Raw genomic sequence first — 20,779 nt, 5'->3', positions numbered from 1 at the left:
GATGTCGACCGGGGGATCGGATAATCGCGAGCCTGCGTCCCGATACGATCATCGAGCCACGTTGTCGGGCGGCGCGTCCGATGTGGTGCAGGCCGGGGAAGTTCACGGCGGAGTTCATTTCCACGGTATCCACTATGTGGCTGAACTGACGCCGCGGCAGCTGCCCGGTGACGTCGGCGGATTCGTGAACCGATATGACGAGCTGGGCCGGCTTGACGAGGTCGTTGCTGCGGAACGTCAAGAATCGGCTGTCATCGGGGTGTTCGTCGTCACCGGAACGGCCGGTGTCGGGAAGACATCGCTGGCGCTGCATTGGGCGCATCGAGTGAGGCACCAGTTTCCTGACGGGCAGCTCTATGTGAACCTACGCGGCTATGATCCAGGGCCGGCGGTGTCGGCAGACCAGGCGCTCGATCGCTTCCTGCGCGCGCTGGGCATTCAACAGTCGGTGATTCCGCAGGAACTGGAGGACAAATCAGCGCTGTACCGGTCACTGTTGGCGGACCGGAAAGTGCTCGTCGTGCTCGACAATGCCGCCACGGTCCGACAGGTCCGGCCGTTGCTGCCGGGAAACGCCGAGTGCCTCGTCATCGTCACCAGCCGGAGCCGCCTGTCGGGCCTGGTCGCGCGCGACGGCGCACATCGGCTCACCGTGGACGTCCTTCCGGAGCCCGAGGCGGTCAACCTGCTCCGGGTCATCACCGGCGGCCACCGGCCCCATGACGACCCGACGATGCTGCGGGAGCTGGCGGCGTTGTGCGCGCGGTTGCCGCTGGCACTTCGGATCGCGGCGGAGCGCGCTTCCAGCCGCCCGTTCATGCACCTGGACGAGCTCATCGCCGACCTGCGCGACGAGTCCGCGCTCTGGGACGCTCTCACGGCGGAAGACGACGAGGAGGCCGACGCGGTGCGTACCGTCTTCGCGTGGTCCTATCGCGCCCTGCCGGAGGCGGCGGCACGGTTGTTCCGACTGCTCGGTCTGCACCCCGGTCCGGAATTCGGCATCTCGGCGGCCGCGGCTCTGGCCGGGGTGACCGTGACCAAGGTCCGCAACCTCCTCGACGTGCTCGTCGGCGCCCATGTCGTGGAGCACCAGGTCGCCGGCCGCTATCAGTTCCACGACCTGTTGCGCATCTACGCCACCGAACAGGCGGCGCAGCAGGAGACTCCGGAGGGGCGTCGTGACGCGCTGCAGCGGGTGCTGAACTGGTACCTGCACAGCGCGCATGCCGCGGTCACGACCATCGCGCCGCTCAACGAGCACATCGCACTGCCGACGGCCGATTCGGCCGTGCCACCGATGACGTTCACCGACACCGCGGCGGCGATGCGCTGGTACGAGAACGAACGCGCCAATCTGGTCGCGGCGGTGAGGTCGGCCGCCGAGGCCGGCCTGCACGAGACCGCGTGGCGAATACCGGCAACGCTGCGCACCATCTACGCCCGGCAGAACTTCTTCCAGGAGTGGATCGAGACCAGCCTGATCGGCCTGGAGTCGGCTCGTCGGGTCCAGGACCGCGCCGGTGAGGTCGAACTTCTCGACAGCCTCGGCAAAGCCTACCTGCAGAGCCAGAAGCTCGATCTCGCCGAGGAGCATCACCGCGCGGCGCTGGCCATTCGCCGGGAGCTCGGCGACCGCCTCGGTGAGGCGATCACGACCAATGCCTTGGGCCTGTTGAACTGGCGCCGTCGCCGACTCGTGGACGCCGTCGCCCACTTCGAGTCAGCTCTAACCGCTGTCCGGGATCTCGGCAACCGCCGCTGGGAGGCCGTGCTGCTGAGCAATCTGGGGATGAGCCTGCACGAACTGGCCCACCTCGAGTCGGCGCAGGCCGCGCTGATCGAGTCCGTGGCGTTGTGCCGTGAGCTCGGCGATCGCGCATACGAGGGGAACGCCTCCTTCTGCCTTGCCCGGACCCAGCGCGAACGCGGCGACCTCGACGGGGCCATGGCCTCGATCGAATCGGCGCTGACCATCGCCCGCGAGGAACGTCACCACGCCTGGGAAGCCTTCTGGCTGCTGGAACTCGCCCGCCTGCAGCGCCGGCGAGGCGATGCCGGCGAGGCTCTCAGCACCTATCAGACCTCCGCGGCGATACAGCGACAGATCAATGACCGCAACCGTGAGGCCATGGCGCTGGACGGCACCGGTGAGACCTATCGGGAACTCGGACAACCCGACGAGGCGACGAAGTTCCACCGCCGCGCCGCCGCCACCTTTCGCGAGACCGGCGACCGATGGTCGCTCGCGACCGCCTTGAACAACCTTGCCCGAGCGCTCAACGAGACCGAAGGAATCGACCGCGCTCGCCCTCGTTGGCACGAAGCCGCCGCCATCCTCACCGAGTTCGATGATCCGCGCTCCGCGGCACTCCGAGAGGAGATCAACGACATCCTGACCGGCACCTGACCGCCTGCCTCCGGCATGTGTCCGCAATGGACACCGCCGATCCAACTCGCCGAGCTGGACAGGCTGTTCGCCGTCGGTGCCACAGTGGACGAATCCCCGCAGGCTCTGCCGTGGCACGCGAGCCAGTTCGGCGCGGGCGAGCGCCTGCCGAGCGGGACCAGTACTGACCGGCGTGCCGAGCTGCTCGATGTTCGGGTTTGCCTCGCTGCTTCCCACGCGGTAACGACTGCCCGAGCTCCCACGACTCATCCTGGGCCGGACGAGCTGAGGGAGAACGGGTGGAGACCGCGAACTCGGAACCCGAAACGGAACCGACGGCGGATGTGCCCAAGGCCCCGGACGGGCATCTGCCGCGCAACCTGTCGATCATCCGGCTGGCGATGGCCGCCGTTGTGGTGGTCTCGGCCGTGACCTGGGCGATCATTCGATTCGTCGTCGCTGGCGGCGCCATCGAAGAAGCAGGCCATGCCCAGGTGGCCGCCCAGAACGCGGCTCTGTCGGCCAGCCGCGACGCGTCGGCCACGGATGATCGGTTGCGAGCGGCCCGCGCTTCGCTCAGCGCGGCGACGGATCCGGTCTTTCTCTCGCCGGCCAGCGAAATTGATGCGCTGAAGGATGCTGTGACGTTCGCCCAAGGCGAATATCAGAGCAGCGCCGCGAAGATGAGCAAGGCCGAGCAGGCGCTCGCGGACGCGAGTGCGCGGCTCGACGGCGCGAACGCCTTCGCGTCACGGGTCACGAACTCCGCCTATATCGGCCTTGGCGTGCTGTTGGCCCTCTGCTTGCTCTACCTTCCGGTCAAGCGGCACCTGCGACTTGAGGCGGAGCGGCGTGCCGAAATAGCCGCCGCCCTCAAGGCGATCGAGGACGAGCAGGAGAAGGTGCCGTCAACCGAGTTCGAGAACCTCTGGGTGTCGAACAAGCAGCAGCTTCGGCACTACCACCGGCTGGTGCTCAAGTACGCCGAGTCGACTCGGCAACTGACGCGGCTGACCCTGGTCGGCGCGGCCGTGTTGATGCTGGGCGTCGGAGCCTTCTCCCTGTTCGTCGACAGCACGTCGTCCGCGATCTCCTCCGCGGTGCTCACGGCGGTCAGCGCGGGCGTGACCGGATACGTCGCGCGGGCTGTCCTGCGGAACTCGGAGAGCTCGTCCAAGGAACTGGGGGCGTTCTTCGCGCACCCACTTGAGGTCGAACGGGCGCTGGCGGCCGAGCGAATCGTGCTCACGATGCCGGAAGAGGAGCAGAGCGCAGCCAAGCTCATCATCGTGAAATTCCTTGCCGCCAAACGTGCGGCGGTGTCAGCGCAACCGAGTGATGCCAAGATCGACGACAGCACGGCAAAGCCCGAGTAGGCGGGCCGCCGATCGACAGCCTCGACGGCCCGCCTGGCGATCATGCCCCCGTTATCGTGGGAGCTGGTGGTAGATCATCCCTTCTGACAGGTGCTCAGGCTGTCCGCGCGGGCCGCCGACCGGATGTGGCCGCGCCAGGCCGAGGAGGTGTTGCTCCACGAATTGGCTCCGAGTCGAACCTGGCGGCCGCTGCAGTGCAGGCCGTCGAAGACGTACCAGTCGTGGCTGCTGCGGTTCCACCAGGAGCCGGTGCCCTGGTGTCCGATGTAGGTGTCGTCGAGATTGTTGTCGTACACCAACTGGTCCACCACGCTGCCCGTGCGGTTCGCGCCGGTGTAGAGGCAGAACTCCTGGTTGTCGCAGACCCCGTCCTTCGACCCGGCGACAGTGCGGGGACTCTGCCCCTGCACGTCCACGATGGTGACGGTCTGCTGATACGAGGTCGCGCCGGCCTGCGCGGTGCCGGCACAGCCGATGGCGATCACGGCGGCCGCCGTGATCAGGCGAAGAGTCGTGCGCATGTCAACCACTCCTGTCATTCGATCGGGGATTCCTCGGGCGGTGACATCCCGCGGCCGACGGACCTGACCGGAACCTGTCGTAACTTCTCGGTCACGGGTTGTCACCTCGATCGTCGGGGTGCCCGTCGGCGCAGTCGAGGGGTTGACCGTCCACCGATGGGAAGTCAACAGCGGGAAACAGCAGGCCAGGACGCCGATCCGAACAGATCCGCGGTGTTCGGGGCCGAGCTGCGACGGTGGCGGGCCAAGCGCGAGCTGTCGCTGGCCGGGCTGGCGGCGCTGGTGCACTACAGCAAGAGCTACCTGAGCAAGATCGAGAACGCCGAGAAGCCGGCCACCGAGGCGCTGGCGCGGCTGTGCGACCAAGCGCTCGACGCCGGCGGCGAGCTGCTCGCGTTGGTGCCGGCTCCGCCGCCGATTCCCGTCCAGTCGGCAGCGAACGACGAGAGCTGTCCGTACCGCGGGCTGGCGGCGTTCACGACGGGGGAGGCGCAGTGGTTCCACGGCCGGGAACGGGCCCTGGCGCAGCTGCTGGAGCGGGTCACCGCCAGCCTTGACACAGGGCCGGTGACGGTCGTGGCGCCGTCGGGCGCGGGCAAGTCCTCACTATTGCGAGCCGGGTTGATCCCGGCGCTGGCCCGCGGCGTGCTGCCCCGGGACGGCGCGCGCGACTGGCCGGTCACGATCTTCACGCCCGGCGACGACCCGTTCGCGGCGCTGCCGGAACTGCCGGACAACGGCCGTGCGGTGCTGGTCGTCGACCAGCTCGAAGAGCTTTTCACGCAGTGCCAGGACGAACAGCAGCGCGAGCGGTTCCTCGGACACCCTCTGCGCGCTGGCCAGCCCGCAGGACGGGCAGGCGCCCCGGGCGCTGGTGGTCCTGGGCGTGCGGGCCGACTTCTACGGGCACCTGCTGGCTCACCCCGCGCTCGCCGCCTCGCTGCCCGACGGGCAGGTGACCCTGGGCCCGATGACCGCCGACGAACTGCACGTCGCGATCGAGCGCCCGGCCCGGCAGGCCGGACTCGGGTTGGAGCCGGGGTTGGTCGAGCTGCTGCTGCGGGACCTGACTCCGCCGGGTACGGCCGCCGATCCAGGGGCGTTGCCGTTGCTGGCGCACGCGTTGCTGGTCACCTGGCAGAACCGCCAGGGCCGGCTGCTCACGGTCGCCGGCTACCAGCTGACCGGGGGGATTCGCGCCGCGGTGGCGACAACGGCCGAACGCGCATTCGGCTCACTCGACGCGTCGGGCAAGGACGCCGCCCGGCGGCTCTTGTTGAGGCTCGTGCAGGTGGGGGCCGATACGGGTCAGACCCGCCGCCGCGTCGCCGTCGAGCAGCTGTATCGCCAGGTGCCCGATCCGGCGCTGGCCGATGTGCTCGCGGTGTTCGTCCGGGCCCGGCTGCTCACCGCGGACACGGCGACCGTGGAGATCACCCACGAGGCGCTGCTGACGGCGTGGCCGCGGCTGTCGGGGTGGATCGAAGCCGACCGCGCCGGTTTGGCTGCCTACCAGCGCCTGGCCGAAGCCGCCGAGGCATGGCGGCCGCTGCGAAGTCGCGCCCTGCTCTACCAGGGTGCACCTCTTGTGATCGCGACGGCGTGGGCGGCCGACCACACCGGTGAGCTCGGCCCGGCGGAGCGGGAGTTCCTCGACGCGAGCACGAGCGAGCAGCAGCGTGGCACCCGCCGACTCCGACGGCTGGTCGCGGTGCTCAGCGTGCTCGTGCTGTTGTCGGCCGCAGCCACCGGAACCGCGTTGTGGCAACGGGCTGAGGCCCGCCGCGCGCAGGACATCGCCGTCTCGCAGAAGGTCGCGGGGCAGGTTGCCGTGCTGCGCAAGACCAATCCCGCGCTGGCGATGCAGCTGGCGCTGGCGGCGTACCGGCGGGCGCAGACCGTCGAAGCTCGCGGCGCGGTGCTCGACTCGATCGCCCCCTACGTCACCCGCTACGCCGGCGGCGGGGACTGGGTGCAGGCCCTCGCCGTGGCTCCCGATCAGCGAACGTTGGCCATGGGCACCAACAACGGCATCACCCAGCTGTGGGATGTCACGCAGCCGCACCGGCAACAGCCGCTCGGTGTGCTGCCCACTTCAGGGCATATCTCCGCCGTCGCCTTCCGTCCCGGTCCGGCGACGCGAATCCTCTTCACCGCCGAGACAGGCCAAGGCCGGCTGTGGGACGTCACCAAATCCGAGCATCCGACGGAAGTGGCCCGGCTGGACGGCGCGATTCGCGGCGGCGCGTTCAGCCCGGACGGCCAAGTGCTCGCGACCGGTGACTCGGACGTCGTTCGCCTGTGGCGCGTCGGCCCGTCGGGATCGGTCACGCCGCTGACGGTGCTGCCTGGACACGGTGTGGCCGAGTTCGTGGCGTTCAGCCCGGACGGCGCCAGCCTGCTCACCGGTGGGAACGGGACGGTGCTGCTGTGGGACGCCCACGACCTCGACCGGCCGCCGACTCAGATCACGATGAACGCCGGCGAAGGGCTGGACGCGGCCGTGTTCGGCCCGGACGGCCGCACGCTGGCCGTGTCCGGCTCCGGCTACGACCTGCGGATCTATCATGTGGACGCCGATCGTCACTTCTCCACTCCCGTGCGGCCGGCAACCAGCGACATGCTGTTCGGGCTGGCGTTCAGCCCTGACGGCACGATCCTGGCGACCGGCGGCAACGACAAGCGGATCACCCTGTACGACGCCGCCACCGGCAGGGAACTCGCGCACCTCGGGCTGTCCAGCCGACTGCTCAGCACGGCTTTCACCCGCGACGGCGACGTGATCGCCGGCGGCGTCGGCGGCAGCGTCCACGTTTGGCACGACCCGCTGTCCCTGCTCACCACCCGTGGTCCACGCGCAGTCGGGCCGCCCGGGCCCGAACTCGCTCTGCTGGGCGACCGGCCGACGCAGCTGTGGGACGTCACCGATCCGGGCCGCCGCATGCTGGTCGGTGTCGAAGGCCCCGGTGCCGCCGAGCACTCTCTGCGCTTGCAGGTCACCGTGGCCAAGCACAAAGCCGTGACACTGTGGGACATCGGCGACCCAACGCATCCCGAGCGGCTGGTCGAGCTGCCGATCGACGACCTTCGCGCCGCCGCGCTCCATCCCGGCGGACGGATCCTGGTCACCGGCGACAACGCCGGCCACCTCATGATCTGGGACGTGAGCAAACCTCGGGATCCCCGATGGCTCAAGACGATCGACAAGGACTTCGACGACGTCAACAGCATCGCCTTCGCCGACAACGGCGCCCTCATGGCCACGGCCGATACCAACCACGGCATATGGCTCTGGAACACCACCGACCCGGCCAACCCGCTTGAGCTCTCCCATTCCACAGCGCACACCGAGGCCGTCGTCGTGGCCCGCTTCAGCCCGAACCAGCAGATCCTCGTCAGCGCCGGCTACGACTGGACCGCGCGTCTGTGGGACGTCACCGGCCGAAAGCTCGACGATCCGGTCACCCTGGTCGGGCACACCGACGCTGTCGTGGGCGCGTCGTTCAGCCCGGACGGGAAGTCCTTGCTGACGGCCGGCTTGGACAACACGATCCGCGTCTGGTCGCTGGCCGATCGCCGGCACCCGGAGTTGACGGCAGTGGTGTCCGATCCCGAGCTGCTGATCCCGGCCTACGCGGCGGACTCCCGACGCTTCGCCACCGTCGGCGACACCCTCACCCGGGTCTGGGACACCGACGTCGAGGCGGTCGCCGGGCGGATCTGCGCCTTCGCGGGCGCGCGGATCTCGCCGGAGGAGTGGCGACAGCACTTCGGCGACGATGCCTACGAGCCGCCGTGCTGATCCCGCGGCCGCCGCCCGATGCTCGGGCGGCGGCCGCGGGGCGGCTGCTCAGCCCGCGAACGGGAACGTAGCGGTGCTCCAACCGCGGTACTGCGAGTGGGCGTCGATGGACCGTTCGCCGACCGCCCGTGGCGCCGAGGTCCCGATGACGTCGTGGTTGCTGGTGGCGATGGCCACGTGGCCGTGCCCGCCACCGCCGCCGTACCAGACGAGCGCGCCCCACGAAGTGGTAGCACACGGTTCGACGGCCGTCGAGATCCGCCAGGAGTCCCGATACCTGGCGGATCTGGCCGACTGTGGATCCAGCGGAAACCGAGGTGACAGCCTTGGCCGGGAGTCCATACTGTCGGCCGCATGACCAGCGATTCCAGCTCGCTCACGTGGCGGCCGCTCACCCCTGCGGACGCGCAGACGTCGGCCGATCTCCTCAACGCCATGGAGACCGCCGACCAGCTCGGCGAGTTCTACCTTGCCGAGGACACGCTCCAGGAGCTGGTCGACCCCTACCTGGACCGGCAGCGTGCGAGCCTCGCGGCCTTCGACGGCAACCTGATGGTCGGGTTCATGAAGGCGAGCTACAAGCCGGCCACGGAAGAAGTCCACCGGGTCCTCGTCGAGGGCGGGGTCCATCCCGACTACCGCCGCCGCGGTATCGGCACGGTGCTCGTGGATGCCGCGGTGGCGGCGGTGAAGGCACAACACGCGCGGCAGCACCCGACGGTGAAGCTCGTGATCGTCGCCCAGAAGGCCGAACACATCGCGGGCGCTGCCGAGTTGTTCCGTTCCCGGGGTTTCGCGCCGGTCTTCTACTCCCAGCACCTGGTGCACCCGCTCGGTGCCGCGATTCCCGACTCGGCGGTCCCCGACGGGCTGCGGGTCGAGCCGTGGTCGGAGCGGAACGACGAGGAGTTCCGGCGGATCCGGAACGAGGCGTTCAAGGACGCGGGGCTGGCGGAGATGCCCGTGGACAACTGGCAGAACAGGATGATCAACCACACGTTCCGGCCCGACGTCAGCTTCCTGCTCCGGGACGTGGCCAACGGTGCCGCGGCGGGCATGCTGCTGACCAAGTACTGGGAGGGCGACACGGTGGTCACCGGAGTTCGCGAGGCGCGCTTCGTGCTCATCGGCACGCTCCGGGACTACCGGAGGCGGGGTGTCGCCGGGACGTTGATCGGGCACGCGCTGCGGGCTGCCGCCGATCAGGGCTTCGATCAGGTCCGCGTGAGCGTGGACCAGGAGAATCCCGTCGAGACGTTCGGCATCTACGAGAAGGCCGGCTTCGCGCCCGCGCTGCGCCACGTGAGCTGGGCACTGGCCGGCTGAACGCCCGGCGAAAGGTGAAGGGCCGGCCGGGTCGTCGACCCGGCCGGCCCCGCGGAGGGGTCTTCCTCCGCCACGTCGCACAGGGCTGTGACCGCTCCGCGTGACGCTCGGGCGATCATGGCCTCTCGTCGGTCACCTGTCCACGCGATTTACGGTGACCGGACGCCTCACTGGACCCGGAAACCGGCGTCCCGCACCTCGGCGCTGGTCGCCGGCAGAATTCGCACCCAGGTTCGGATGAATCGGCGAGGCACGCTCGCATTGGCCGCGGCGACATCGGCCAGCCGCTTCTTGAACTCCTCGGAACCGGCGCTGTTGGCCCGGCGGATCTTGGCCAGGCCGACCGGCTGTTCGTTGGTGGTGATCGCTTCGCCGACGGAGGGGTCCTTCGCCAGCCGGTCGTCGTAGGCGATCGCCTCGGCCGTGCCCCCGGTCAGCCGCCACGACGTTTTGTCGCGCAACGCCACGTCGTTCTCGAAGGTTTTCCGATCGTTGGCGTAGAGCGCCATCCAGGCAGTGACGGCGAGGTCGCAGTCGATGTCCTGCTGCCGTTTGCCCGCGGTTGTCAGCCAGGTGACCAGTGCCGTGCCAGGTTCGTCGGCGATCGTGCCGACGAGCTCGACCAGATGGATGTCGTAATTCTTGCCGGTGCTCCGGTAGGTGAGCCTGCTGTAATCGTAGTAGTTGCTCACGGAGCGGTCGGGCAGCACAGTGGTGGCCAGGAACGTGGCTGCCCTGGTGCTGGCGGCGTAGTCGGCGATGGCGTCGGCGGCGTGGTACTCGTAGCGCTGGTTCACCGTCGGCGTCGCGTGCCAGACCAGGTCGTCCACCCAGGACACGCAGATGTGCCGGCCTTCGAGCACGCCGCCCTGCACCTCGAGCAGGCTTCGCTGCTCGTCGCGGTGGAGTCGGAGGTACTCGCGCAGGTCGGCCAGCTCCTTGCGGTGCTCCGCCGGCAGCAGCCGCTCCTGCCACTTCGCGCGCAGTCCGCCCGGCTCCTCGACGTCGACGAACCACTCGGTGGCCTCGATGGGATTGGCGTTGTCGAACACTAGGTTGACGAAGATGTTGTTGCCGCCGGTGTCCTTGTGGAACTGCGGCGTCACCTTGTAGGCCGCCTGGGCCCGGTTCGGATAGAAGTTGATGTCGATACCGATGACGTGCCCATGATTCGTGTACCAGGGCTGCTGGTTGATGTAGGTCCACTACCCGTTGGCCGTCATGAACACTTCGAGGAAATTCACCACCTTGGTGACAAGGCCCTCGTTGACGCCCTTCTGGTACGGCACGATCAGCCGGTCCTTCTTGAACGCGTAGTACACCGTGCCGAGGGTGTACACCTTGTCCTCTTTCGCGCCCTGCGGATACGCCGCCGCCAGTTCGGCCGCCAATACCGCCCATCTCTCCGGGTTGTCACGAAGGATTTCGGCGAGTGGTTCAGCGTTCATCAACAATGGTTTGAGTGCGGGGGTCGCCTGCATGCCGGTATGCTAACAGTCCACGTGGCGCTCAATTGTCATTGTCGCCTGATCGGCCGTAGGCAACCCTGCAATTCGGCTTTTATCCCCTGCTCCAAATTCCGCACCACCTTCCCGCCCGCGCCGACGAGCACCGCCGACCACCCGGCCGCGGCCGACCGGCCATAGATGGCCGGTCCCGTGGCCTGGTCGCCGTACCGGCCCGACACCACCATTGGCCCGCGGTGGGACGGCGTCCCCCGAGCCCGGCCGAAAAGTTGCCGGCCTCGGCCCGGACGTCAGCTGGTTGACTACCCACACATCGCCTTGAGGGGGGCATCTGCGGTGTCGCGAGAATCTGGTGTTTTGCCGGCGGCCGACGGGATCCACGTGTCCACGGATCCGTCCGCCGGCCCGATCTCCCGCCCCTGACCCCTGCTGGCGCCGCCCGGCGGTCGCCTGATCGGGCGACCGAGATCTGGTCGAAGGGGGAGCTGGAGATGTTCTCGACAAGGCGGCTGCTGGCCGCCACGCTCGGCGTCGGCCTGGCGGCCACGCTGACTCAAGTGCCGGCGGCACAAGCGGATCCGCCACCACCGGCGGCAGCGGCGCCGCCGCGGGCCACCCTGCTCATGCTGTGGCAGACGGGCGGCCCGCAGGTCAGGGCGGGGGCCGAACGCGCATTGGTGGGCAGCGATGCCGATGTGGCCGACTTCCTGGCCCACGGACTGAATCCGGCGGCCCAGATCGACCGCCGGATCAGCGTGAACCGGATCATCTCCACGAGCGGTCCGGCCGTCGGGGCCGCCGCCCAGACCGCACTGGACGCCACCGATCCCGGCGCACTGGCGGGCTTCCTGGAGAACGGCTGGCAGACGCCGTCCGGACAGGACCAGCGGCTGCGGGTCAACCAGCTGATCGCCGCGGCCGGTCCACTCGAGCGCGCGGCGGGCCAGCAGGCGCTGGACGACGGCTCTACCGACGCGCTGCACAAGTTCCTCAACGACGGTTGGGTGAACCCGTGGCTGACCGACACCCGGATCCGGATCAACCAGCTGGTGTCCGGCGGCGGCAATGCCGTCAAGGCGGCCGCACAGGTTGCCCTCGACGCCGGCACCGCCGATGCCTACGCGCGGTTCCTCACCTCCGAACTGGCCGTCGCCCAGGCACGGGACCAGGAGACGGCCAGCATCGCGCAGTTGGCCACGGTGGCCAAGGACGCGGGTGACGAAGCCGCCCAACAGACCCAGGCGGCCAAGGACGCCGCCCAACGTGCGGTCGTCGAGGCGGAGATGGCCCGGCAGGCGGCTGTAGCCGCTGCCCAGGCAACGGAATCCGCTCAGCACAACGCCGCCGACGCGGCAGCAGCGGCCGGTCGAGCGGCCGACGCCGCCAACCACGCCGCCGACGCGGCCCAGGTGGCGATCAGTGCCGCCAACGCGGCCACCACGGCCGCCCGAGGCGCGGCGTCGGCGGCGGCCCGTGCGGCCAACGCGGCGGCGCTGGCCGGTGGGGCGGCGTCGCGGGCTCAGCAGGCTGCTGCCGCAGCGGCTGGCGATGCGACCAAGGCCAGCGACGCTCGCAAGGCCGCTCAAGCCGCGCGTGACATCGCGACCGGGATCAACGCGGTGGCAGTGTCCGCCGACGCGGCCGGCAAGGCAGCGCAGCAGGCCTACAACGCGGCGACCGCCGCCCGCGACGCCAGCGGCCACGCCAACGATGCGGCCAAGGCGGCCACGGACTCGGTGACCTTCGCGAAGCGGGCCGGCGCCGACGCGCACGCGGCCGAAGCCGCCGCCGCTCGAGCCCGGGCGCAGGCCGCGCGAGCCGACACCGCCGCCAACGCCGCGCAGGCCTTTGCCCAGGTCGCCGCCAACGCGGCGTTCGCGGCCAGGGACGCGGCGCAACGCGCGGCAGCCGATGCGGTCGCGGCGGCACAGGCCGCCGATGACGCCGCCGACCACGCCGGGCACGCGGCCGACGCGGCCAAGGAAGCGACCGACCACGCCAACGCCGCCACAGCCGCCGCCGCGCGGGCCACCGACGCGGCCAACCAGGCCCAGCAGATCCACGACGCGGCGGTGCAGGCCGAGGCCGCCCGCATCGCGACGAACGTGGGCCAGGCCGACGACGCCGCGCTGGCGGCCAAGGCCGACGCCGACCGGCTGAGCTTCCGGGCGTGGGACGCGCCGCAGGACGCCCGGCGGGACGCCGAGACAAACCGGCTGATCGCGGAGGCCAACGCGGCCGGGACGGCGCAGGCGGTGGTCGTCGCGGATGCGCGCAAGGTCGCCTTGACGCTGGCCTCGTCCGGCGGCCCGTGGGGCCGGTCCGCGGCTCTGGCCACCCTGGCCGCGACCGACGCCGAGGCGGTCGCCTATGTCCGCAACGGCGTCAACGTCGCGGCCGCACAGGACGACAGGGAGACGTTGGAGACGGTCGGCGACAACGGCACCGACGGGCTCCGAGCCGCCATCGACACCGTGACCAAGGGCGCCGATTCCGGGGTGCACAGCTTCCTGCTGAACCCGGTCTACCCGAGCCGCGCGATGGACGAGCGGATCCAGACCAACCAGATCGTCACCGCCGGCGGTCCGACGGTGAAGGCCGAAGGTCAGAAGGCGTTGGACGACGGCTCGGCCGACACGCTGCACGCCTTCGTGACCGCCGGGCAGTACGCCGCGGCCGCCAACGACGAGCGGCTGGTCGCCAACCGGCTCATCGCCGACCCGAACTCCGGGCCGGAGACCAAGGGCATGGCGCAGGCCATGCTGGACGGCCCCGCGGGGTACCTGCACCAGTTCGTCCAAACAGGACAGTACATCGCGAACCGGCACGACCAGGAGGCGGCCAACCACGAAGCCCAGGTGCAGGGCTACCTCAAGCAGGCCGCCGGCGCCGCGGCCGCCGCAACCGCGGACGCCGACACCGCCCAGCAGGTCGCCGCCGTCGCCCGCAACGCCGCCGACCAGGCAGCGCAGTGGGCCGACCAGGCCAAGGCCGCGGCCGGCCTGGCCGGAACGTACGCCGCGCAGGCGCACGATTCCGCGGTCAAGGCCGAGCAGTCGGCCAAGGACGCCCAGGCGTCGGCCGACACCGCCCGCAACGCCGCGACCCGCGCCGAGCAGGCGGCCCAGCAGGCGCAGTGGTTCGCGGTGCGGGCCAACGTGTCCGCGAATCGCGCGTACGGCTACGCCACGCAGGCCGTCGCCGCCTGGCACGCCGCCTATGACTCGGCGGTCGCCGCCGGCAAGGACCTGCTGGCGGCGATCGACGCCGCCGGCAAGGCCCAGGACGCGGCCACACAGAAGATCAACGACGCGCGGGCAGCCCAGGCCGACCAGATGTCCCGGGCCTGCGAGACGCAGGGGACCATCGGCGGTCAGAAGGCCTACGAGGACTGCCTCCGGTTCGCCGGCGAGAGCCCGGAGGACCGCATCGGCCACATCTACGGCCGCGGCCTTTTCTGCCAGAACATGTACGGCGATTCCGGGAAGTACCTGGAGAACTGCGCCGCCGACGCGCTGCAGCCGACGTTCATGACCGACCAGTTCCTGGTGCAGACCAACACCATGACCCAGATGATCACCGCGGTGGCCAACGGTGAGCTGGTCTACCAGGCCGCGCTGTTCTGCCTCGCGCTCATGGAGTTCTGCGGCGGCGCGGCGGATGCCGCGTACTCCCAGTGGAGCTACGTCACCGAGCAGCTCTCCGAACTGGCCGCCACCACCTGGCAGGAGGTCGGCGTGACGCTGGCGGTGCACGGTCCGACGGTGGCGCTCTGGGGCGAGGGCTGGGACCAGTGGCGTGAGGTGCTCCTGGAGCAGACGAAGGACTCGCTGGTGGAGACCGAGGCCGAGTTGTTCGCCGGGCTGAGCGACGCCGACCGGGTCAAGCGGCTCGGCATGGACCCCAACCTGAACGGCGCTTTCCAGCAGCACCAACAGGATCTGGCCGTGGCCATCCAGAACAAGCTCGGGGTCAAGCTGTTCCGCTGGCCGTTGCGCTCCGGGCCGGCTTGGGTCGGCGCCGACGGCATGACCTACAGCGTGCTCGGTCCGTTCGACCCGAACAACTTCAACGCCCAGGCCATCGCCGACCAGGTCCTCAAGGCGATCAACACCCACCAGGGCAGCACCGCCAACTACGTGCTCGTCGACACCGTCGGCCTGCACGCCGACCAGATCACGCAACTGAAGAGCCTCGTCCAGCGCTACGAGCCGTACGCGTTCTTCCTGGACTGATTTCACCGAAACGAGGACAAGCAATGGAACGCACGTTCAGATCGGTGCTGCTCGTCACCGCGCTGGCGGCCGCGGCGGCGGCCGGCGGTGTGGCGACGGCCTTCGCGGACGGTGGCACCGACCAGCCGCCGTCCGCGGTGGAGGACTTCAGCTATCCCGGCGCGGACAAGATCCTCGCCGACACGGGGGTCAAGTTGATCTCGGGGGACGGGCACATCCTGTTCGCCGACTGCGCGACTCCGCGCACCGGTGACCTCGGCCTGCTGGTCGTGCACTCGTCGCAGGCCATCGGCATGAAGCACGACGGCGTCGTCTGCTTCCAGGTGCTGGCCACCACCGGCACGGTGCAGATGCAGATCCCGTCCGTGTTCGAGATCCGCGGCGACGGCTACGCGCCCGGCGCCGGCCACAAGGTCAAGGCCCGGCTCACCACCGACGCCGGCGCGCAGTCCACTGTGGACGTCAACCCGAACAGCAGCACGCCGGTCGGCCAGGGCACCGGCTCGGCGCCGACCGCCCTGCTCCAGCTGACCGCGAATCCCTGACCTCGGCATGCGTCAACAAGGAGGATTGTTCAAGGTGTCTCACAGACATCCGCGCGCGGCGTGGATTTCCGGCCTGCTCGTCGCGACGGTGATGCTATCCACCGGTGCGCCGGCCGGCGCCGTTGTCGGCCCGCCGGTTGCGGAGGATTCGCTGTCGTTCGTGGCGAAGATCGAGACTGCGGGGCGGGCGTGCACGGGGGTGCTGGTCACGCCGCAGTGGGTGCTGACGGCCAGCAGCTGCTTCGCCGAGGCGGGCGGCACGGTGACGGCGGGTGCGCCGAAGCAGCCGACGACGGCGACGATCGGGCGCACGCTGTTGTCCGGCAACAAGGGCCGGGTGGCCAACGTCGTGGAGCTGGTGCCGCACGAGAACCGGAACCTGGTGCTGGCCCGGCTGCAGACCAGGGTGGACATCGCGCCGGTGGCGATCGGCACGGCGGCGCCGGTCGCCGGTGACACGCTGCGCGTGGCGGGATATGGCCGTACGGCAACCGAATGGGTGCCGGACCAGCTGCACGCCGGATCCTTTACGGTGCAAGCGGTCCAGGCCTCGACGGTGTCGATCACGGGTGCCACGGGCGACGCGGCGATCTGCAAGGGTGACGCGGGCGGACCGGCGTTGCGGGAGGCCAACGGGAAGGTCGAACTCGTCGCGATCTCCAGCACCTCCTGGCAGCACGGGTGTCTTGGGGAGACCGAGACCCGCAACGGCGCGATCGAGACCCGGGTGGACGACCTCGCCGACTGGATCAAGCAGAAGGCCGTCCCGCACGCCTCCACCGGCAGTGACATCAACGGCGACGGGCGGGACGACATCGTCGTCGGCTACGACCAGTCCAACGCCAACATGACCCTGTTCGGCTGGCGCGGCGCCCCGAACGGCATCAGCGGCAACCCGGTCTCGCAGTGGAACAGCGGCCCCGGCAACTGGGAGAACTACCGGGCCCGGTTCGTGACCGGCGATTTCGACGGTGACGGCCGCAGCGATGTCGCCGCGTTCTACGACTACGGCGGCGGGCAGACGGGGCTGTGGGTGTTCACCGCCACCGCGACCGGCTTCACGATCGACCTGAAGTGGAACAGCGGCCCCGGCAACTGGGACAGCAACCAGGCGAAATACGTGTCCGGTGATTTCAACGGCGACGGCAAGACCGATATCGGCGCGTTCTACTACTACGGCGGCGGCCAGACCAAGTTGGTCCTGCTCACCTCGACCGGCGGCGGCTTCACCCGCAGCGACAGCTGGCTGAGTGGGCCCGGCAACTGGGAGAACGACCGGGCGCGGTTCGTGGCCGGTGATTTCAACGGCGACGGCAAGGCCGACATCGCCGCGTTCTACGACTACGGCGGCGCGCGGACCGGACTGTGGCAGTTCACGTCGAACGGCACCGGTTTCACGCTCGACCTGAAGTGGGACAGCGGCCCCGGAAACTGGGACAGCGGCCGGGCGAAGTACGTGTCCGGTGATTTCAACGGTGACGGGAAGACCGATATCGGCGGCTTCTACTACTACGACGGCGGCCAGACCGGATACTGGGCGTTCTCCTCCAACGGCACCGGTTTCACCCTTGACCAGAAGTGGTCCAGCGGCGCCGGCAACTGGGAGAACAACCTGGCCACCTTCGTGGCCGGCGACTTCAACGGTGACGGCAAGACCGACATCGCCGCCTTCTACGACTACCCGTGGGGCCTGACCCGGATCTACGTGGCCAACGGCGGCCCGACCGGCATCGTCACGCCGCTGTTCTCCTACCAGGGCTGGGAAAGCCCCTCCGGCACCTGGAGCGGCCCCAACGCGAAGATCATCTCCACCTCGGCGAACTGATCACCGGGCCGGCCGCCCCGTCGGGGCGGCCGGCTCGGCCGGTTCACTGCTGGCGCGGGGGACCGGCGACGACCTGGATCTCGGTGAAGCCGTAGAGGCCCCACGGGCCGTTCTCCACGCCGAGGCCGCTCCACTTGTGCCCGCCGAACGGCAGGTTGGGCCGCACGCCGGCGCCGTGGCTGTTGATCGTCACCTGGCCGCTGTCGATCTCGGTGGCCAGGGCGTGGGCGCGCTCGGCGTCGCCGGACCAGACGGAGGCGGTCAGGCCGTAGTTGGAGCGATTGGCCCGCGCGATGGCGTCGTCCTCGTCACGGTAGGAGAGCACCGGCAGCACCGGCCCGAACTGCTCCTCGTCGACGATGCGCACGCCGTCGGAGACCTGGTCGAGGATGGTGGGGGCGAAGAAGTAGCCGGGGCGGTCCAGCGGGGCGCCGCCGGTGACGGCGCGGGCGCCACGGCCGAGGGCGTCGGTGACGAGCTCGCTGACCCGGCTGAACTGCGGCCGGTTGTTGATCGGCCCGAGCTGCGCGCCGTCCACGGTGCCGTCGTCGACCTTGACCGTCGACGCGATGGCGGCGAGGGCCTCGACGAGCTGGGCGTGGATCGACTCGTGGGCGTAGACCCGTTTCACGGCAAGGCAGACCTGGCCGTTGTTGCGGAACGCGCTCCAGAACAGCTCCTGCGCGATGGCGTCCACGTCGACGTCGCCCAGCACGATGGCCGGGTCGTTGCCGCCGAGCTCGAGGGTCACGCGCTTGAGGTCGTCGGCCGCGGACGCGGCGACCTTCTTGCCGGTCGCGGTGGAGCCGGTGAAGCTGACCTTGCGCGGCACCGGATGCGCGACCATGGCCGCGCCGAGCGGGTCGCGGCCGGTGACGACGCTGAGCACACCGTCCGGCAGGACATCGCGCAGCACCTGACCCATGGCCAGGGTGGCCAGCGGCGTGTACGGGGAAGGCTTGAGCACCAATGTGTTTCCGGCACGCAGGGCCGGCGCGATCTTCCACGTGGCCAGGGCCAGCGGGAAGTTCCACGGCGTGATGCCGGCGACCACGCCGAGCGGCTTGCGCACGACCTCCTGGTACGCGACCGAGTCGTCCTGGATGATCTCGCGCGGCACCTCGAGGTCGGCGTAGTAGCGCAGCCACATCGCCGCCGCGTAGACCTCGCCCATGGCGTCGTTGAGCGGCTTGCCCTGCTCGGACGTGAGCACGGGAACCAGGTCGCCGGCCCGCTTCTCGATGGCGTCGGCCGCCGCCCGCAGGGCCGCCCGCCGCGCGTCCTCGTCCTTGCGCCAGCTCCGGAACGCCTGCTGCGCGGTGGCGAAGACGGAGTCCAGTGCCTTGTCGCCGATCTGCGGCGCCTGCGCGAACACCTCCCCGGTGGCCGGGTTGACCACGTCGAAGCCGCCGTCGGCGGCGAAGTCGAGCGCATCCGCGGACACGATGTCGGCGATGGCGGAGGTCATGGTGTGTGCTCCTTGGTCAAGGGCAGCCAATCGGGGTGTGGGGCCGTCGGGGTGGCCACCGGATGCCCTTCTGGAGAGTTCCGGATGGAGGCCGCGAAGGACTACCACCGGCCGCCGTTGTCATGCTTTCGAGTGAACGTGGTCGACACTGCCACGGTAGCCACGGCTCACGATTGCGGCACCTACCGGTGGTCGCGCGGGCAACTCCTGCGCCACGAACGCTCTACGGTGGTCGTGCGAACCGGGAGGGGGCTTCGTGATGCAACCGGCGCGGGGGAGTCTGCTGTCCTACCTGCCCGAGGCCGAGCGCGAACACCTGCTCGCCGGCGGGATCAGACGCGTTTTCGGCGGCGACGAGGTGCTGATCAGGGAGGACGACCCCTCCGACTTCCTGCACGTGATCGTCAGCGGCTGGGTGCGGGTGTCGACGCTGCTGGCGGACGGCCGGGAGCTGGTCTACGCGCTGCGCGGCCCCGGGGACGTGCTGGGGGAGCTGGCGGCGCTGCACGGGTGGGAGCGGACGGCGTCGGTGCGGAGTGTGGAGCCGACGACGGTGGTGCAGCTGACGGCGCAGCAGTTCCAGGCCTGCCTGCGGAAACGGCCGGAGATCGCGATCGGGGTGATCAAGTCGCTGGCCGTCCGGCTGCGGGAGGCGGAACGGGCCAGGGTGGGGGCGGTGGCGCTGGACATCAGCCATCGGCTGGCCGGCCACCTGGCCCGGCTGATGGCCGAGCGGGGACGGCCGACGGCGGACGGCATCGTGATCGACACGCCGTTCACGCAGGAGGAGATCGCCAACCAACTGGGCGCGTCGAGAAGGGCGGTGGCCCGGGCGATGGCGATGCTGCGAGCCCGGGGAGTGTTGGTGACCGGCCGCCGCCGGATCATCGTGGGACGGCCGGACGTATTGCGGTCGCTAGCCCGTCTGTGAGCCACATGGCACATTCGGCGCGTGTCACACGGCACTGTGTGAAATGCCCGCCCGTCGCATTCTGGCGTTGTTGCCAGACGGAGGGGAATTCACATGGAAAGCCACGTCATCGTGCTCATTGCCGGAATCGCCAGGAGCTGACGGACATGACGCCGGCCGGACCGGCCGGCGTCACCGAGCGTTCTCCGCCACCTCGCTGGTCAGGTAGCGGGCATGGGGCGCGATCACGGCGTTGCCGATCCGACCGGCTGCGACCTCCGCAGCCGTTGCCGACAACACCGTGTGCACGCGGGAATCGGCGGCCAGTGCCAGCAGTCGGTCCCGCGCCGGACCCGGCGCCAGGTCGAAGAACTCGAATCCCCGCAGCTCCACGGGCGAGCGTTCGACCTCGATCCCCAACCGAGCAAAGCTCAGGTTCTGGCCGGGCACCCCGAACTCGGCCAGAACCCCGGCGAGCGCACGCCGCAGGCACTCCTCCCCGTCCTCACGGCCCGTCCCGCTCTCGAACCACCGCACGAATCCCTCGATCGACCGCGTCGACAGGGATCCGCGCAGGTGGTGGTCGTCGTCGGCGGCAAAACCCAGGTGCGCCAGCGGCTCCGAGAGCCGCAGCACACCGCCGGGCGGCGTGAACGCCCCGGGCCGGGCGCCGGACTCCACCAGCACGATCCGGCCGTCCTCCCACACCCGCAGCACTGCCGCGCAGCACACCCGCACCGCCCGCACCCGCCGGGACCGAAACAGCGCCACGGACTCCACCGCCTTCCGGGTGAACGCCGCACCCCGCGGGGCCGGCCGCTCATAGCATCGAAGCTGGCATGGTCGCGTGGCCGCCGCGCCGGAACTGGCCAGGTCCTGGCCATGTTGCGCCGGTTGTGGCCGAAGGGGGCGGGGG

General features: G+C 69.9%; 14 protein-coding genes and 1 pseudogene. 9 read left to right on the top strand and 6 right to left on the bottom strand.

From position 1 onward, the window contains the following. The first annotated feature begins 1 nt into the window (after position 1). Both M3Q35_RS19060 and M3Q35_RS19055 read left to right on the top strand, forming a co-directional pair. A complete protein-coding gene (locus tag M3Q35_RS19060) occupies positions 2–2,410 on the top strand; it encodes an ATP-binding protein (protein ID WP_273943237.1) in 2,409 nt (802 codons plus the stop codon). Between the two features lie 278 nt (positions 2,411–2,688). Beyond that, complete coding sequence (locus M3Q35_RS19055) at positions 2,689–3,765, top strand: hypothetical protein (RefSeq protein ID WP_273943236.1); 1,077 nt, start codon at positions 2,689–2,691, stop codon at positions 3,763–3,765. A gap of 74 nt (positions 3,766–3,839) precedes the next feature. Here M3Q35_RS19055 and M3Q35_RS19050 read toward each other — a convergent pair whose 3' ends face one another. After that, entirely contained in the window at positions 3,840–4,286 is a 447-nt protein-coding gene (locus M3Q35_RS19050) for a peptidase inhibitor family I36 protein (RefSeq protein ID WP_273943235.1), read from the bottom strand. Between the two features lie 156 nt (positions 4,287–4,442). Here M3Q35_RS19050 and M3Q35_RS48920 point away from each other — a divergent pair. Together M3Q35_RS48920 and M3Q35_RS19035 are read left to right on the top strand one after the other, a co-directional pair. Then, positions 4,443–5,048, top strand: a pseudogene (locus M3Q35_RS48920) (helix-turn-helix domain-containing protein); the annotation flags it as partial. Beyond that, complete coding sequence (locus M3Q35_RS19035; RefSeq protein WP_337960610.1) at positions 5,029–8,088, top strand: WD40 repeat domain-containing protein; 3,060 nt, start codon at positions 5,029–5,031, stop codon at positions 8,086–8,088. The pseudogene M3Q35_RS48920 and the gene M3Q35_RS19035, both read left to right, overlap by 20 nt. Before the next feature lie 48 nt (positions 8,089–8,136). Here M3Q35_RS19035 and M3Q35_RS19030 read toward each other — a convergent pair whose 3' ends face one another. Continuing rightward, entirely contained in the window at positions 8,137–8,265 is a 129-nt protein-coding gene (locus M3Q35_RS19030) for a hypothetical protein (RefSeq protein ID WP_273943231.1), read from the bottom strand. A 177-nt stretch (positions 8,266–8,442) separates the two neighbouring features. On the opposite strand from M3Q35_RS19030, the gene M3Q35_RS19025 reads away from it, so the two are divergent. Then, positions 8,443–9,414, top strand: coding sequence for a GNAT family N-acetyltransferase (locus tag M3Q35_RS19025; protein WP_273943230.1), 972 nt, complete (start codon positions 8,443–8,445; stop codon positions 9,412–9,414). Between the two features lie 167 nt (positions 9,415–9,581). Here the strand turns inward: M3Q35_RS19025 and M3Q35_RS19020 are convergent, their stop codons facing one another. Together M3Q35_RS19020 and M3Q35_RS19015 are read right to left on the bottom strand one after the other, a co-directional pair. Next, the gene (locus M3Q35_RS19020) at positions 9,582–10,520 is read right to left on the bottom strand and encodes a hypothetical protein (RefSeq protein ID WP_273943229.1); all 939 of its coding nucleotides are present in this window, start codon (positions 10,518–10,520) and stop codon (positions 9,582–9,584) included. A gap of 99 nt (positions 10,521–10,619) precedes the next feature. Further along, positions 10,620–10,895, bottom strand: coding sequence for a hypothetical protein (locus M3Q35_RS19015; protein WP_273943228.1), 276 nt, complete (start codon positions 10,893–10,895; stop codon positions 10,620–10,622). Positions 10,896–11,371: 476 nt separating this feature from the next. Between M3Q35_RS19015 and M3Q35_RS19010 the strand changes: the two genes are divergently transcribed. The 3 genes from M3Q35_RS19010 to M3Q35_RS19000 are packed head-to-tail and all read left to right on the top strand — an operon-like array spanning position 11,372 to position 17,485. Further along, a complete protein-coding gene (locus M3Q35_RS19010; protein WP_273943227.1) occupies positions 11,372–15,115 on the top strand; it encodes a hypothetical protein in 3,744 nt (1,247 codons plus the stop codon). Between the two features lie 23 nt (positions 15,116–15,138). Then, a complete protein-coding gene (locus M3Q35_RS19005; RefSeq protein ID WP_273943226.1) occupies positions 15,139–15,660 on the top strand; it encodes a hypothetical protein in 522 nt (173 codons plus the stop codon). A gap of 34 nt (positions 15,661–15,694) precedes the next feature. Continuing rightward, a complete protein-coding gene (locus M3Q35_RS19000; protein WP_273943225.1) occupies positions 15,695–17,485 on the top strand; it encodes a trypsin-like serine protease in 1,791 nt (596 codons plus the stop codon). Between the two features lie 43 nt (positions 17,486–17,528). On the opposite strand, the gene M3Q35_RS18995 is transcribed toward M3Q35_RS19000, so the two are convergent. Next, positions 17,529–18,953, bottom strand: a complete 1,425-nt coding sequence (locus tag M3Q35_RS18995) for an aldehyde dehydrogenase family protein (RefSeq protein ID WP_273943224.1) — start codon at positions 18,951–18,953, stop codon at positions 17,529–17,531. Positions 18,954–19,212: 259 nt separating this feature from the next. Here M3Q35_RS18995 and M3Q35_RS18990 point away from each other — a divergent pair, with 259 nt between their 5' ends. After that, positions 19,213–19,884, top strand: a complete 672-nt coding sequence (locus M3Q35_RS18990; protein WP_273944396.1) for a Crp/Fnr family transcriptional regulator — start codon at positions 19,213–19,215, stop codon at positions 19,882–19,884. Positions 19,885–20,055: 171 nt separating this feature from the next. Here M3Q35_RS18990 and M3Q35_RS18985 read toward each other — a convergent pair whose 3' ends face one another. Next, positions 20,056–20,634, bottom strand: a complete 579-nt coding sequence (locus tag M3Q35_RS18985; protein ID WP_273943223.1) for an SMODS-associated NUDIX domain-containing protein — start codon at positions 20,632–20,634, stop codon at positions 20,056–20,058. Positions 20,635–20,779 lie beyond the last annotated feature (145 nt).

Origin of the sequence: Kutzneria chonburiensis, from assembly GCF_028622115.1 — a bacterium.
Lineage (GTDB): Bacteria > Actinomycetota > Actinomycetes > Mycobacteriales > Pseudonocardiaceae > Kutzneria > Kutzneria chonburiensis.
The sequence above is the reverse complement of the archived record's forward strand: the minus strand, read 5'-3'. Positions and strand labels throughout refer to the sequence as shown.

Excerpts from the sequence above, each read along its gene's own strand:
- M3Q35_RS19060 (WP_273943237.1), top strand. The coding sequence starts at position 2 with ATGTCGACCGGGGGATCGGATAATCGCGAGCCTGCGTCCCGATACGAT.
- M3Q35_RS19050 (WP_273943235.1), bottom strand. The coding sequence starts at position 4,286 with ATGCGCACGACTCTTCGCCTGATCACGGCGGCCGCCGTGATCGCCATC.
- M3Q35_RS19025 (WP_273943230.1), top strand. The coding sequence starts at position 8,443 with ATGACCAGCGATTCCAGCTCGCTCACGTGGCGGCCGCTCACCCCTGCG.
- M3Q35_RS19015 (WP_273943228.1), bottom strand. The coding sequence starts at position 10,895 with ATGCAGGCGACCCCCGCACTCAAACCATTGTTGATGAACGCTGAACCA.
- M3Q35_RS19010 (WP_273943227.1), top strand. The coding sequence starts at position 11,372 with ATGTTCTCGACAAGGCGGCTGCTGGCCGCCACGCTCGGCGTCGGCCTG.
- M3Q35_RS19005 (WP_273943226.1), top strand. The coding sequence starts at position 15,139 with ATGGAACGCACGTTCAGATCGGTGCTGCTCGTCACCGCGCTGGCGGCC.
- M3Q35_RS18995 (WP_273943224.1), bottom strand. The coding sequence starts at position 18,953 with ATGACCTCCGCCATCGCCGACATCGTGTCCGCGGATGCGCTCGACTTC.
- M3Q35_RS18990 (WP_273944396.1), top strand. The coding sequence starts at position 19,213 with ATGCAACCGGCGCGGGGGAGTCTGCTGTCCTACCTGCCCGAGGCCGAG.